Annotated in this window: 10 protein-coding genes; 2 read left to right on the forward strand and 8 right to left on the reverse strand. The window is 61.3% G+C overall.

What is annotated here, in order from left to right:
- Positions 1-5: 5 nt before the first annotated feature.
- The 7 genes from KGB29_RS00425 to KGB29_RS00455 form a co-directional block, all read right to left on the reverse strand.
- Positions 6-2,723: a nitrate reductase gene (locus KGB29_RS00425; protein WP_154860686.1), complete on the reverse strand. Its 2,718-nt coding sequence runs from the start codon at positions 2,721-2,723 to the stop codon at positions 6-8.
- Entirely contained in the window at positions 2,723-3,040 is a 318-nt protein-coding gene (gene nirD / locus KGB29_RS00430; protein WP_046042889.1) for a nitrite reductase small subunit NirD, read from the reverse strand. Before nirD ends, KGB29_RS00425 begins: the two co-directional genes overlap by 1 nt.
- Positions 3,037-5,490 (reverse strand): nitrite reductase large subunit NirB, encoded by a 2,454-nt coding sequence (gene nirB, locus KGB29_RS00435; RefSeq protein ID WP_223508579.1) that lies wholly within the window; start codon positions 5,488-5,490, stop codon positions 3,037-3,039. The genes nirD and nirB overlap by 4 nt, the downstream gene beginning before the upstream one ends.
- 289 nt (positions 5,491-5,779) lie before the next feature.
- Positions 5,780-7,447 carry a bifunctional protein-serine/threonine kinase/phosphatase gene (locus KGB29_RS00440; protein WP_218542882.1) on the reverse strand — a complete coding sequence of 556 codons (1,668 nt, stop codon included), beginning with the start codon at positions 7,445-7,447 and terminating at the stop codon, positions 5,780-5,782.
- 7 nt (positions 7,448-7,454) lie between these two features.
- The gene (locus KGB29_RS00445; protein ID WP_218542884.1) at positions 7,455-8,666 is read right to left on the reverse strand and encodes a nitrate/nitrite transporter; all 1,212 of its coding nucleotides are present in this window, start codon (positions 8,664-8,666) and stop codon (positions 7,455-7,457) included.
- Between the two features lie 339 nt (positions 8,667-9,005).
- Positions 9,006-9,581 (reverse strand): ANTAR domain-containing response regulator, encoded by a 576-nt coding sequence (locus tag KGB29_RS00450; RefSeq protein ID WP_008048624.1) that lies wholly within the window; start codon positions 9,579-9,581, stop codon positions 9,006-9,008.
- Positions 9,582-9,596: 15 nt separating this feature from the next.
- Positions 9,597-10,808 (reverse strand): CmpA/NrtA family ABC transporter substrate-binding protein, encoded by a 1,212-nt coding sequence (locus KGB29_RS00455; protein ID WP_223616146.1) that lies wholly within the window; start codon positions 10,806-10,808, stop codon positions 9,597-9,599.
- A 228-nt stretch (positions 10,809-11,036) separates the two neighbouring features.
- Here KGB29_RS00455 and KGB29_RS00460 point away from each other — a divergent pair, with 228 nt between their 5' ends.
- Positions 11,037-12,056 carry a quinone-dependent dihydroorotate dehydrogenase gene (locus KGB29_RS00460; protein ID WP_223616147.1) on the forward strand — a complete coding sequence of 340 codons (1,020 nt, stop codon included), beginning with the start codon at positions 11,037-11,039 and terminating at the stop codon, positions 12,054-12,056.
- 249 nt (positions 12,057-12,305) lie between these two features.
- Here the strand turns inward: KGB29_RS00460 and rmf are convergent, their stop codons facing one another.
- Positions 12,306-12,521, reverse strand: a complete 216-nt coding sequence (gene rmf / locus KGB29_RS00465) for a ribosome modulation factor (RefSeq protein ID WP_003223300.1) — start codon at positions 12,519-12,521, stop codon at positions 12,306-12,308.
- Between the two features lie 530 nt (positions 12,522-13,051).
- Between rmf and rlmKL the strand changes: the two genes are divergently transcribed.
- Positions 13,052-15,322, forward strand: coding sequence for a bifunctional 23S rRNA (guanine(2069)-N(7))-methyltransferase RlmK/23S rRNA (guanine(2445)-N(2))-methyltransferase RlmL (gene rlmKL, locus KGB29_RS00470; RefSeq protein ID WP_057715695.1), 2,271 nt, complete (start codon positions 13,052-13,054; stop codon positions 15,320-15,322).
- The last annotated feature ends 84 nt before the right edge of the window (positions 15,323-15,406 follow it).

Consider the following 15,406-nt stretch of genomic DNA (forward strand, 5'->3'; position numbering starts at 1 on the left):
TTTCCTCACGAGAAGACGGTGACTGGCTGCGCCGTGGCAGCCAGCAGGCGTTTGATTTCCGGAACGCAGGACCCGCATTGCGTGCCGCAACCCAGTTCTTGCTTGAGCCCCTGCAAGTCCAAGCCACGGCTGATGCCGGCGCAGATCGCGTTCTGGCCGACGTTCTTGCAATTGCACAGGATCTTGTTCGAGTTGAAGGACGTGTCGAGATTGCCCGGTGGTGCGCTCAGCGGCGCAAGCAGCCAGCGCCGCAGTTGCTGGTCCGCGCGACCTTCGAGCCACAGCCCCTGCAACCAGTGCTGGGCAAGGGTTTCACCGGCCAGTCGAATGGCAGTGATCCGGCCATTTTCGATCCGCACGCGCTTGCCTATGGCCCGTCGAGGGTCGTCGTAAGCCAGTACCGGGCCGTCATCGAGCGCCAGGTTTTTATCGATTTCGCTTAGCAACTCTGCCGAAGGTGCTGAAGTATTGGCAGCTCGTACAAGCAGGGCAGGGCGCTCACGGCCAACCAGACTGAGACTGACGTAGGAAAACACCTCACAGAGCGGTCGTAGCGTTTCAAAATGCCGTTGAACATCGCCCTCGATCAGTGCGAATAGTTTCCAGGGCAAATCCACCGGATCCAGGCGAACGCCGCTGTGTTTAAGTTCGGGCTGTTTCGACAACGGATCGAATGCGGGCAGAGTGAGACTGTTCACCCCACCCTTGAGAAAACGGTCGCCCCAATGCATCGGCAAAAAGGCCTGGCCCGGACGCACGCTGTCATCGCTGGCAACCGCGACGACGATTGCGCCGCGCCTGCTTTTCAGGCTGACCAGATCCCCCGGCTGCAGGCGATGGCGGCGCAGTTCGTCCGGGTGCAGGCTCAACTCCGCTTCGCTGACATGACCGAACAGCTGCGCAGCGGTGCCGGTGCGGCTCATGCCGTGCCATTGATCGCGCAGCCGGCCGGTGATCAGGGTCAGCGGAAAGCGTGCATCGCGTTGCTCTTTGGCGGCACGGTATGGATCGGCCACGAACTGCGCGCGCCCATTGGCAGTGGCAAATACCCCGTCGACGTACAGCCGGGCCGTGCCTTCAACGGCACCCGCAGGGAAGGGCCACTGCTGCGGGCCGAGACGATCGATCAGTGCATGGCTGATACCGGACAGATCCAGGTCGCGACCTTGAGTCAGTTGTTTGTATTCGTCAAAGACCTGAGCTGAATTATCAAATTCAAACAGGCTGGCTTGGCCGGGACGCAGGTGTTTTTCCAGGCGTTGTGCGAAATCTACGGTGATTGCCCAGTCTGGCCGCGCCTCACCCGGTGCGACGATTGCCTGGCGTACGTGGGAAATGCGCCGCTCTGAGTTGGTCACGCAACCTTCCTTTTCCCCCCAACTGGCGGCGGGCAGCAGAAGGTCGGCGAACTTCGCGGTTTCAGTGGTGCTGAAGGCTTCCTGCAACACCACGAACGGGCAGGCTTGCAGAGCTGCGCGCACGGCCGTCTGGTCCGGCATGGATTGCGCGGGGTTGGTGCAGGCGATCCACAACGCCTTGATCTTGCCGTTGCGCACTTGCTCGAACAATTCGATCGCAGTGAGCCCGGGGCTTTCCGGCAGTTGCTCGACGCCCCAGTAGGACGCCACTTGCGCACGGTGTTGTGCATTGGCGGCGTCACGGTGACCGGGCAGCAAGTTGGACAAACTGCCGGTTTCCCGTCCACCCATGGCATTTGGCTGACCGGTGAGGGAGAAAGGTCCGGCGCCGGGACGACCGATCTGCCCGGTGGCCAGGTGCAGATTGATCAATGCACTGTTTTTCGCGCTGCCGGCGGTGGACTGGTTAAGCCCCATGCACCACAGCGACAGAAAGCTCGGTGATGTGCCGATCCACTCGGCACATTGCTGCAATTGCCCGAGGCTGATACCGCAGAGCTGTGAAACCATTTGCGGCGTGTAGTCACGCACCAGGTTTTTCAGCTCGGCCAGGCCTTCGGTGTGGTCCCTGATGAAGTCACGATCTATCCAGTCTTCCCATAGCAGCAGATGCAAAATCCCATGGAACAAGGCGACATCGGTGCCCGGCAAGATCGCCAGGTGCAGATCAGCCAGATCGCAGGTATCTGTGCGACGTGGGTCAATCACGATGACCTTCATCTGCGGCCGGCGGGATTTGGCTGCTTCCAGGCGGCGAAACAGCACCGGGTGGGCGTAGGCCATGTTGCTGCCGACGATCATCACGCAATCGCTCAGCTCCAGGTCTTCGTAGCTGCAGGGCGGGGCGTCGGCACCCAGGCTGCGCTTGTAGCCGACCACCGCCGAGGACATGCACAGGCGCGAATTGCTGTCGATGTTGTTGGTGCCTACCAGGGCACGCGCCAGCTTGTTGAAGGCGTAGTAGTCCTCGGTCAACAGTTGCCCGGAAATGTAGAACGCCACGCTGTCCGGGCCATGTTCGGCAATGGTCGCGGCAAACACGCTGGTGGCGTGATCGAGGGCGGTATCCCAATCGGTGCGGTGGCGGGCCAGGCTTTTACCGAGGCGCAGTTCGGGGTACAACGCCCGCGCCGTCAAGTCGCCGGTCAGGTGCAGGGTCGAACCCTTGCTGCACAGTTTGCCGAAATTGGCCGGGTGCGCCGGGTCGCCGCTGACGCCGAGGATGCGTGAACCGTCGTGCTCGATCAGCACCCCGCAGCCGACCCCGCAGTAACAGCAGGTGGACGCAGTGATCTGGCGGTCCATCAGCCTGCATCCCGCAGGGCCAGCATCACCCGGCCATTTTCCACCCGGGCGAGATGGTGATGGGCACAGCCGATGTCCGGGGCCAGGGCTTCGCCGCTTTCCAGGTCGATTTGCCAGTTGTGCAGCGGGCAGGCCACACGCTTGCCGTAGACCAGACCTTGGGACAACGGGCCGCCCTTGTGCGGGCAGCGGTCGTCGAGGGCGAACACTTCGTCGTCGCTGGTACGGAAAATCGCGATGTCTCCCTTTGGCCCGGCGATGATCCGCGAGCCCAGGGCATTGATCTCTTCCAGTGCACAGATATCCAGCCAGTTCATGCCAGCACCTCCAGGTTTTTCACGGGGATGACGTCGAATTCTTTTTTCAGCTGGGGCTGTTCCAGGCGTTCCTTCCACGGGTCCTGTTCGAACGACAGGGAGAATTGCAGTCGATCGTTGAGCGCCTTGCGACGCTCCGGATCTTCCAGCACGGCTTTCTTGATGTGTTCCATGCCGACCCGTTGCAGGTAGTGCACGGTGCGCTCGAGGTAGAAGGCTTCTTCGCGATAGAGCTGCAGGAATGCACCGTTGTATTCGCGCACTTCTTCGGCGGTTTTCAGTTTGACGAAGAATTCCGCGACTTCGGTCTTGATCCCGCCGTTGCCACCGATGTACATCTCCCAGCCGGAGTCCACACCGATAATTCCCACATCCTTGATACCGGCTTCCGAGCAGTTGCGTGGGCAACCGGAGACAGCCAGCTTCACCTTGTGTGGCGACCACATGTTGAACAGGTCATGTTCCAGTTCAATGCCAAGTTGTGTGGAATTCTGGGTGCCAAAGCGGCAGAACTCGCTGCCGACGCAGGTTTTCACTGTGCGGATGGATTTGCCGTAGGCGTGGCCGGACGGCATGTCCAGGTCTTTCCACACCCCCGGCAGGTCTTGCTTGCGAATACCCAGCAAGTCAATGCGCTGGCCACCGGTGACCTTGACCATCGGTACGTTGTACTTGTCGGCGACGTCGGCAATGCGCCGCAGCTCTGAAGGATTGGTCACACCGCCCCACATCCGCGGGACTACAGAGTAGGTGCCGTCTTTCTGAATATTGGCGTGGGCGCGTTCATTGATCAGGCGCGATTGCGGATCGTCCTTGGCTTCCCCAGGCCAGGTGGAAATCAGGTAGTAGTTGAGCGCCGGGCGGCAGGTGGCGCAGCCGTTGGGTGTGCGCCAGTTCAGGTAGCTCATGGTGCCGGCGATGGTCAGCAGGTGCTGCTCGCGGATGGCCTGGCGGATCTGCCCGTGGTTGAGATCGCTGCAGCCGCAGATGGCCTTTTCGCTTTTCGGCTTGACGTCGGCGGCGCCGCCCACGGTGTTGATCAGGATCTGCTCCACCAAACCCGCGCACGAGCCGCAGGAGCTGGCAGCCTTGGTGTGTTTCTTGACGTCGTCGACACTGAACAGCCCGTGCTCCTGGATCGCCTTGACGATGGTGCCCTTGCACACACCGTTGCAGCCGCAGACTTCGGCGTTGTCGGCCATGCTCATGGCTTTGTCCTGGCCCTGATGTCCTACGTCGCCAAGCGCATTTTCACCGAACATCAAATGATCGCGGATCTCACTGATGGCGTGATTCTCACGGATCTGCCTGAAATACCAGCCGCCGTCTGCCGTATCGCCGTACAGGCAGGCGCCCACCAGCACGTCATCCTTGATCACCAGTTTCTTGTAGACCCCGCCAATCGGGTCCGAGAGGGTAATGGTCTCGGTGCCTTCGCCACCCATGAAGTCGCCGGCGGAAAACAGGTCGATACCGGTAACCTTCAATTTGGTCGAGGTCACCGAACCCTTGTAGGTGGCAAAACCCAGTTGGGCCAGGTGGTTGGCGCAGACTTTGGCCTGTTCGAACAGCGGCGCCACCAAACCATAGGCGATACCGCGGTGGCTGGCACACTCGCCGATGGCATAGATCCGTGGGTCGTAGGTTTGCATTGTGTCGTTGACCAGAATCCCGCGGCTGCACGGAATGCCGGATTTCTCCGCCAGTTCGGTATTGGGGCGAATGCCGGCGGCCATCACTACCAGGTCAGCGGGAATGATGTCGCCGTTTTTGAATTGCACCGAACCGACCCGGCCGTTGCCAGCGTCGTGCAAGGCCTGGGTCTGCTCGCACAGGCGAAAGTGCAGGCCGCGAGATTCCAGCGCGGTTTGCAGCAACTGGCCGCTGGTCTTGTCCAGTTGCCGCTCCAGCAACCACTCGCCGATATGCACCACGGTGACGTGCATGCCCCGCAGCATCAGGCCGTTGGCGGCCTCCAGGCCGAGCAGGCCGCCGCCGATCACCACGGCGTGCCGGTGGGTTTTCGCGGTGTCGATCATGGCTTGGGTGTCGGCGATGTCGCGGTAGCCGATCACGCCGTCAAGGGTGTTGCCGGGAATGGGCAGGATGAAAGGCGTCGAGCCGGTGGCGATCAGCAGGCGATCGTATTCGGCTTCGCTGCCGTCTTCGGCAATGACCCGGCGCTTGACCCGGTCGATCTCCACCACCTTGCGGTTGAGCAGCAGCTTGATGTTGTTTTCCAGGTACCAGTCCAGGTCGTTGAGCACGATTTCTTCGAAGGTCTGTTCGCCCGCCAGCACCGGCGACAGCAGGATGCGGTTGTAGTTGGTGTGCGGTTCGGCACCGAAGACCGTGATGTCGTACAGCTCCGTGCTCAGTTTGAGCAGCTCTTCCAGGGTCCGGACCCCGGCCATGCCGTTGCCGATCATCACCAGTTTTAGTTTTTTCATCAGGTTCTCCGGGGAGCTCAGGCCTGCCTCATCAGGGTCAGGCCGTGCTCGACAAATTTTGCGCAAACAAAAAAAGGCGTCCCGCTAGTTGCCTAGCGAGGACGCCTTTGTCCTGGTCCCGTTCTCTCGGGAAGTGCAACCTTCGTCGTTGAAGCCTGCGCTGTATGTCTGTTGAAAGAGGTAATGCAGTGGTTATGCCAAGTCGCTCAAATCCCGTGTTTGTTGGCATTTTCCCCGTTCACAAGGGCAGAACCGTGAGGGAGTGCACCGATTCAAGGCGCTTTGCCCGCTAATGGAGCGCAACCATCAACAGCACCAGATTGAGCAGCAACGATACCAGCGCCAATGTTCGCCAGACTTTCAGCGGTTCGCGCTCCAGCAAGGGCCTGGGGCGCACGCTCAAGCTGTGGCGCTCGCCCTGTTCGATCAGCAGCAGCCATTCTTCCGCTGTTTCGAAACGCTGGTCGGGGGTCGCCGCCACGGCGCGCTCCAGGCTATGGGCGATCCAGTCCGGCAGGTCGGGCCGGTAGCGGCTGGCGTTGACCGGGAGGCCAAACCTCGGCCGCTGGAAGGCTTCGATTTCGCCATAGGGGTAATGCCCGGTGAGCAGGAAATACAGGGTTACTCCGACGGCGTACAAGTCCTGCTGTGGCGTCGGTACTTCGCCGCGAAAGGCTTCGGGTGCGATGTAACTGGGTGTACCCGGCAGCGCCCAGGGCAGATCTTGCGAAAGCCCGGGGCAGTAGGCGAGGCCGAAATCCAGCAGGCGCAACTCACCATCGTCCCCCAGCAGCAGGTTTTCCGGTTTGATATCGCGATGCAGGATCTGCCGTCGATGCAACAGGCCGACCGCTCGCAGTAAGCGTTCGGCGATGTCTTGCCACTGGGGCAGCGGCAGCGGCCCGCCTTGCTCATGTCGTTGGGCCAGGGTAGCGCCCGAATATTCACGCATCACGTAGTACAAATGCTGACGCTGACTGGCGGAGTGGACTTCAGGAAAATGTCGACCGGCCACGCGTTTGAGAAACCATTCTTCCGACAGTAACGCTTGCCCGGCCTGGTGATCGTCGTGCAGGCGACCGGGCAGGGTTTTCAACAGCCAGGGTTGTTGCTGGCTGTCGCGAACTCGATAAAGCAGCGATTGCTGGCTCTGTGCGACGATCCCCTCGACTTGCCAGCCCTCGAACGCCTGACCCGGTTTCAGGGCAGGCGGCAGTGGCCATTGCTGTAAGTGCATCAACGCATCGCCAATGCTCGCTTCGCCGAGGGCATCGACCCGCACCAGCAGCGCGCTGGCGTTGTCCTGGCTGCCCGCCAGGTGCGCAGCATTGACCAGGGTGTTCGCAGCGCTGTGCAAGTCCGGTTGATCGCGCAGGATCGCGGCAATGGCGGTATCGCCCAGGACGGCCCAGACGCCGTCGCTGAGCAGGACGAAGCTCTCATCGGGGCGCAACTCACCGTCGAGAAAATCCAGCACCAGGTGTTGATCGAGCCCCAGCGCCCGTTTCAGCACATGCTGCATGCCCGGCTGGTCCCAGACGTGATCCTCGCTGATTCGCTGCAATTGGTCGGCGTGCCAGCGATACACCCGACAATCGCCGACATGAGCCAGGGTAAAACGCCGGCCGCGCAGGACCAGAGCACTGAGGGTGGTCAGCAGCGGTTGTCCGCCGCCATTGGCCTGCAACCAGCGGTTCTGCGCCAGCAGCAGGCGATCGAGTGCCTGTGCGACGCTCCAGGTTTCCGGCGTGGCGTAGTAATCCAGCGCCAGGGCCTGCAGCGTCGAACGGGCAGCCAGACCGCCATCGACGCATTGGCTGACACCGTCGGCAATCGCGAACAGGTAACCCTTGCTCGCGGCCAGCGCCGGAGCCGGCGTGACCAGGCGCAGGGCATCCTGGTTTTCCTCGCGAGGACCGATGGCGCTGGCTTCGGCGAAACTCAGTTGCAGGCTCATCGGGGCGTCAGACTCGCGCTGCCGTCACGGCGGCCGAACCCCAGGTGGTTCTCCAGCGACGTTTTACGCCGTGCAGACCGAACCAGGCCAGAACGCCGAGGCTGGCGAACAACCACAGTGCCAGTTGATAGCTACCGGTGCTTTGCTTGATCGCGCCCATGCCGGCCGCGAGGGCAAAGCCACCGATACCGCCGGCCATGCCGATCAGGCCGGTCATCACGCCGATTTCCCGGCGAAAACGCTGGGGCACCAATTGGAATACCGCGCCATTGCCTGCGCCCAGACCGAGCATGGTGCAGACGAAAAGTGCCAGTGCGGCGTAGGAACTCGGCAGATTGAAGCCGACCACGGTAATGCAGATCGCCGCGACGGTGTACATCGCCAGCAGAGTCCGAATGCCGCCGAACCGGTCAGCCAGCGCGCCACCCAAGGGGCGCATCAGGCTGCCGCCGAACACGCAGGCAGCGGTGTAGTAGCCGGCAGTCACCGGGCTCAAGCCGTACTGGTCGTTGAAATAACCGGGCAGGGCACTGGCCAGACCGATGAAGCCGCCGAATGTCACGCTGTAGAAAAACATGAACCACCAGCTGTCACGATCGCCCAAGGCCTTGAAGTAGTCGGCCATGGATTTGGCTTTTGGCCGCTCGGGGGCATTGCGGGCCAGCCAGGCGAAGACGATCAGGGTCAGAATCAGTGGAATCAGGGCGAAACCGAACACGTTGCTCCAGCCGACCGCCGCCGCCAGCACCGGGGCGATCAATGCGGCGAGCACCGTGCCCGAGTTCCCCGCGCCGGCGATGCCCATGGCCTTGCCTTGATGCTGCGGCGGATACCACTGCGAGGCCAGGGGCAAGGCGACGGCGAACGAAGCGCCGGCCATGCCGAGGAACAGGCCCAGCAGCAAGGCCTGCTCGTAGCTGTGGATCCCGAGTTTCCAGGCGCCGAACAGCGCGCAGATCACGATGACCTGACCGATCAGGCCGGCGGTTTTGGGCGACAGGCGATCAGCCAGCATCCCCATCACGAAGCGCAACACCGCCCCGGCCAGAATCGGCGTGGCGACCACCAGCCCCCGTTGCTGCGTCGTCAGGTGCAGGTCGGCGGCGATCTGTACCGCCAAAGGACCGAGCAGGTACCAGACCATGAAGCTCAGGTCGAAATAGAGGAAAGCTGCGAACAATGTGGGGGTATGGCCGGATTTCCAGAAGCTTGAATTCATTGCGCACCTCAGCTGTGAAGAGTCTCGAAAGGAGTCATGAGCTTGCAGGTGGGGCGCCGATACGGCCGCACCACCGGCCCCGTGCTGTGGGGCCAAAACGAAAAAACGCCGCTACCCGATCCGCCAAGGGCAAATGAGGTGAGCGACGTCTTTGTCGTAGGTGGGGCAACCGCCGTTGGTTACCTGTGGTGATTACTTAGCGAGATCTGTGCCAACAACCGAAACCGTGTTGCCGCCATTCGCGAGCAAGCCCGCTCCCACAGGTGATTCGTGTTCGGCGTAGCGCCCTTGTGGGAGCGGGCTTGCTCGCGAAGGCGATAGAGCATTCGCCACTGGACTTCAGCCAAGCAACTCGCTCATGGCAATAATCTGCTCCGCCACTTGAATCAGCTTCTGCTGGCGGCTCATCGCCTGGCGGCGCATCAGTGTGTAGGCCTCTTCCTCGTTGCAGTCCTTCATTTTCATCAGCAGTCCCTTGGCCAGTTCAATGCGCTTGCGCTCGGCCAATTGCTGGTCGCGGGCATGCAGTTGGGCACGCAAGGCCTGATCGCTTTCGAAGCGTGCCATGGCCACATCGAGAATCGGCTGCAGGCGTTGTGCGTGAATGCCTTCGACGATGTAGGCGCTGACACCGGACTTGATCGCCTGTCGCATCACATCGGGGTCGTGTTCGTCCGTGAACATCACAATCGGTCGTGGCTGGTCGCGAGTCACCAGCACCACTTGTTCCATGACATCGCGGCCCGGTGACTCGGTATCGATCAGAATCACATCCGGACGCACCGTTTCGACGCGTTCGGGCAGGTCGATGGTCAGGCCGGATTCATCGATCACTTCGAATCCGGCCTCGGTCAGGGCGGCCTTCAGGCGCCCGACTTTTTTAGCGGTGTCGTTGATCAGCAGGATACGCAGCATGTTCATGGTCTCCTGTCAGCGGCTGGCGGATCGGTGCGAGCTGTCGCTCATGGCGTGCAGTTTGAAACTGCGGGCATAACCGGCCGGGTCCGAACCGTCCCAGGTCTTGCCGTCGATCAACTGACTGCTGCGCATCTCCTTGCCCCGTGCCGCGACACCTACAGCGCTGGCCGCTTCACGATACAAGTCTAGTTGCTGGACTTGACGGGCCACGGCGAGGTAATCCGGGTCGTCGCGCAACAAACCCCAGCGACGGAACTGGGTCATGAACCACATGCCATCGGACAGGTACGGCAGATTGACCTCGCCTTCACCGTGGAAGCGCAGGGCGTGTGGGTCTTGCCAGCGATTGCCCAGACCATCGACATAGTCGCCCAGCAGGCGCGGCTCGATGCACTCCAGCGGCGCATCGAGGTATTGCGCTGCACTGAGCAATTGCGCGGTGCTGCGACGATTTTCGCTGCTTTCTTCGATGAAGCGACTGGCCTCCAGAATCGCCATCACCAACGCGCGGGCAGTGTTGGGGTATTGCTCGACGAAGGCGCGGGTGCAGCCCAGGACCTTTTCCGGATGATCGGGCCAGATGGCCTGGGTCGTCGCCAAGGTGAAGCCGAGGTCCTGTTGCACGGCGCTGGCGGACCAGGGTTCGCCGACGCAGAGCCCGTCGATACGCCCGGCCCGCAGGTGCGCGACCATTTGCGGCGGCGGCACCACCACGCTGTCGACATCCAGTAGCGGGTGAATGCCCTGGCTGGCGAGCCAGTAATACAGCCACATGGCGTGGGTGCCGGTTGGAAACGTCTGGGCGAAGGTGAATTTTGAGCGAGTTTGGTGCGCGTGCCGTTCCAGTGCTTCAGGACTGGTCACTCCAAGCGCTTGCAAACCTCGGGACAGGTTGATGCTCTGGCCGTTCTGATTCAGGCCCATCAGCACGGCCATGTCGGTCGCGGCCACGCCACCGATGCCCAGGTGAACGGCGTAAACCAGACCGTAGAGGCTGTGGGCGGCATCGAGTTCGCCGCTGACCAGTTTGTCCCGCAGGTTGGCCCAGGACGACTGACGCTTGAGGTTCAGGGTCAAGCCATGGGGTTGGGCGAAGCCCTGGGTGGCGGCGACAACCACCGAGGCGCAGTCGCTCAGAGCCATGAAGCCGAGATTGATTTCGGTTTTTTCCGGGGCATCGCTGCCATTGACCCAGGCCAGAGGGCCGGCTGATGGTTCGTTCATCGCGTGTTCACCTTGCAAAAAAAACGTCGTCCCGAGTTCTTGCATGAGCAGGCCGGGGACGACGCCATTGTCTTTGCACACATTCGGTCGTTGGCATGGGTGCTGGTGCCCAGAGTGGTGCAAGGCATATGCCATTATCCGTTGATTTGATCACGCGCCTCGCTTGCCACCCCGTTGCCCGGCTATAATCGCCGCCTCAATTCGCCGCCAATCGAGTCAAATCCGCCCATGTACACCCTGGCCCGTCAGCTGTTGTTCAAACTCTCCCCGGAAACCTCCCACGATCTGTCCCTGGACCTGATCGGCGCGGGCGGGCGTCTTGGGCTCAACGGCTTGCTGTGCAAGGCCCCGGCGAAGACGCCGGTGAATGTCATGGGCCTGGACTTCCCGAATCCGGTGGGGCTGGCCGCCGGCCTGGACAAGAACGGCGCGGCCATCGATGGTTTCGCCCAACTGGGTTTCGGTTTTGTCGAAATCGGCACCATCACGCCGCGTCCGCAGCCGGGCAACCCGAAGCCACGCCTGTTCCGTCTGCCCGAAGCCGAAGCGATCATCAATCGCATGGGGTTCAACAACCTCGGCGTCGATCACCTGCTGGCCCGCGTGGCGGCGGCCAAATACAAGGGCGTGCTGGGCATCAACATCGGCAAGAACTTCGATACGCCGGTCGAACGTGCCGTGGACGACTACCTGATCTGCCTGGACAAGGTCTACGCCCACGCCAGCTATGTGACGGTCAACGTCAGCTCGCCGAACACGCCAGGCCTGCGCAGCCTGCAATTCGGTGACTCGCTCAAGCAGTTGCTGGCCGATCTGGCCGAGCGCCGCGCGGAACTGGCATTGCGTCATGGCAAACATGTACCGCTGGCGATCAAGATCGCGCCGGACATGAGCGACGAAGAAACCGCACAAGTTGCGCAAGTGCTGATCGAAACCGGGATGGATGCGGTCATTGCGACTAACACCACCCTGAGTCGTGTAGGCGTCGAAGGCATGGAGCACGGCGAAGAAGCCGGTGGTCTGTCCGGCGCGCCGGTTCGCGACAAGAGCACCCACACCGTGAAAGTGCTGGCATCGGAGCTGGGTGGTCGGCTGCCGATCATCGCTGCCGGCGGTATTACCGAAGGCAAGCATGCAGCGGAGAAAATCACCGCGGGCGCGAGCCTGGTGCAGATCTACTCGGGCTTCATCTACAAAGGCCCTGCGCTGATTCGTGAGTCCGTAGACGCCATCGCAGCCCTGCGCTGAGCCCTTGTAGGAGCGAGCCTGCTCGCGATGGTCGATAACGATAACGCGTACTTTCTGGATACACGCGGTGTTCTCGGGTTCATCGCGAGCAGGCTCGCTCCTACAGGGGGATTGTTCCGGGTCAATGAACAGGCATAAAAAAGGGCCCCTTTAAAGGAGCCCCTGGGCCGGAGCCCGCCGTCCGGATGGGACGTGCATGGTTAATTCAGTACAAATCAGATTGTCGTGTCGGAGTGTTCTGCCCTGTAATTAGCCGACGGCGTGAAGTTCGTTGAGTCTGTGGATTCCCGCAGTGCCGGTCATACCGTCCCAGTTGTCGCCGCGTCCTTCTCGCCAGCCGTTAATCCAGGCTTGACGTACCGACGGTAGAGTAAATGGGCAAAGCTCACGGGATTTACCACCAACGCCATATTGATATCCGCGCAAAAATGCTCTTTCCAACGGATCACGCTTAAGTCTTCTCATAGGGTGTTGCCCTCACTTGTTGACTGTATTTATCGCGTCGACCTCTATTGAGGTCTGGCAGAAAAACTCTGCCGTTGGGGGCTCGTTGCCGGCGTGACGAGCCAAGGTGTTGGCGTCATTGCGGCGCCAACCTGTATTGAGTTCTAACCAATGCGTCACATCGAGGGAATGATCGTTTTGTCATAAGGACGTAACCGTTCATGTGCTAACGCCATAAGTAACAGTGCGTTTGTAGCGTATTTATTGGCCAAACCCCGGTATGATCGGCTCTGCGCTGGATGATGGGCTTAATCCTTTAGTGAGAATGGCTCCCGTTGCCGGGAAGCACTATTCGACGAAGGGTCGACTTATGACATTTTGTTGCATCAACTTTTTTATCTGTCCTTGCATCTAATCTCATTTAACCCGAGCAGCAGGGGTGGAACGGCACACCTTCGTGCCACGCGGGCGCTCTTCGAGAAAAGCGCCTGATTGAAAACCGGACCGGCAATGCGTTGCCCGGTCACTTAGCTAAAGGTTCTGGAATTCCCATGTCCGATCGTTTCGAACTCTTCCTCACTTGCCCAAAAGGCCTTGAAGGCCTGCTCATCGAGGAAGCCGTCGGGCTTGGCCTTGAGGAAGCGCGGGAGCACACCTCTGCCGTACGCGGCATGGCCACCATGGAAACCGCTTATCGCCTGTGCCTGTGGTCGCGCCTGGCCAACCGCGTGCTGCTGGTGCTCAAGCGTTTCCAAATGAAGGACGCCGAAGACCTGTACCACGGCGTGCTGGACATCGAGTGGCAAGACCACATGCTCAATGACGGCACCCTGGCCGTCGAATTCAGCGGCCATGGCTCAGGTATCGACAACACCCACTTCGGCGCGCTGAAGGTCAAGGATGCCATCGTCGACAAACTGCGCACCCCGCAAGGCGACCGTCCGTCCATCGACAAGCTCAACCCGGACCTGCGCATTCACCTGCGCCTGGATCGTGGCGAAGCCATTCTGTCTCTTGACCTGTCCGGTCACAGCCTGCACCAGCGCGGCTATCGCTTGCAGCAAGGTGCGGCGCCGCTCAAGGAAAACCTCGCGGCCGCCATCCTGATCCGTTCCGGCTGGCCCCGTATCGCGGCCGAAGGCGGCGCTCTGGCCGACCCGATGTGCGGTGTCGGCACGTTCCTGGTGGAAGCCGCCATGATCGCCGCCGACATGGCGCCGAACCTGCGTCGCGAGCAGTGGGGCTTCACCGCCTGGCTCGGTCACGTACCGGCGCTGTGGAAAAAACTCCACGAAGAAGCCACCGAACGCGCCGCGGCCGGCCTGGCCAAGCCGCCGCTGTGGATTCGCGGTTACGAAGCCGACCCGCGCCTGATTCAACCGGGCCGCAACAACGTCGAACGTGCCGGCCTCAGTGAGTGGATCAAGATCTACCAGGGCGAAGTCGCGACCTTCGAGCCGCGTCCGGACCAGAACCAGAAAGGCCTGGTGATCTGCAACCCGCCATACGGCGAGCGTCTGGGCGACGAGGCGAGCCTGCTCTACCTCTACCAGAACCTTGGCGAACGCCTGCGTCAGGCTTGCCTCAACTGGGAAGCCGCGGTGTTCACCGGCGCCCCGGACCTGGGCAAGCGCATGGGCATCCGCAGCCACAAGCAGTATTCGTTCTGGAACGGCGCCTTGCCGTGCAAGCTGTTGCTGATCAAGGTGTTGCCGGATCAATTCGTCACCGGCGAGCGTCGTACTCCGGAGCAGCGCCAGGTCGAGCGCGAGCAAGCCGCCTACGATCAGGCGCCGAACGAACCGCAGGAACGCAAGTTCAACAAAAACGGCAACCCGATCAAACCGGCGCCGGCACCGGCTCCAGTGGTCGAGCAGCCGCGCCTGAGCGAAGGCGGGCAGATGTTCGCCAACCGCCTGCAAAAGAACCTCAAGGCCCTGGGCAAGTGGGTCAAGCGTGAAGGCATCGACTGCTACCGCGTGTACGATGCCGACATGCCGGAATACTCCATGGCCATCGACCTGTATCACGATTGGGTGCATGTCCAGGAGTACGTCGCGCCGAAATCAATCGATCCGGAAAAGGCTTCGGCCCGCATGTTCGATGCCCTGGCAGCCATCCCGCAGGCGTTGAACATCGACAAGAGCCGTGTGGTGGTCAAGCGCCGCGAGCGCCAGAGCGGCACCAAGCAGTACGAGCGCCAGGCGGCACAGGGCAAGTTCGTCGAGGTCAATGAGGGTGGCGTGAAGCTGCTGGTGAACCTCACCGACTACCTCGACACCGGTCTGTTCCTCGACCACCGGCCGATGCGCATGCGTATCCAGAAAGAGGCGGCCGGCAAGCGCTTCCTCAATCTGTTCTGCTACACCGCGACGGCCAGTGTGCATGCGGCCAAGGGCGGCGCGCGCAGCACCACCAGTGTCGACCTGTCGAAAACCTATCTGGACTGGGCGCGTCGCAACCTGTCGTTGAACGGTTTCTCCGACAAGAACCGTCTGGAGCAGGGTGATGTGATGGCGTGGCTCGAAGCCAGTCGTGACGAGTACGACATGATCTTCATCGACCCGCCGACGTTCTCCAACTCCAAGCGCATGGAAGGTGTCTTCGACGTGCAGCGCGACCAGGTGCAACTGATCGACCTGGCCATGGCGCGACTGGCGCCCGGCGGCGTGTTGTACTTCTCCAACAACTTCCGCAAGTTTGAACTGGAAGCCAATCTCGGCGAGCGTTATGCAGTCGAGGAGATCACCGCCCAGACCATCGACCCGGATTTTGCCCGCAACGCCAAGATCCATCGCGCCTGGAAAATCACGGCTCGTTGAAGCGTGGATCCACCTGTAGGAGCGAGCCTGCTCGCGATGGTCGATAACGATAACGCGTGCTTTCTGAATGCACGCGGTGTTCTT

The organism is Pseudomonas sp. BF-B-30 (genome assembly GCF_019956305.1).
Classification (GTDB): Bacteria; Pseudomonadota; Gammaproteobacteria; order Pseudomonadales; family Pseudomonadaceae; genus Aquipseudomonas; species Aquipseudomonas jessenii.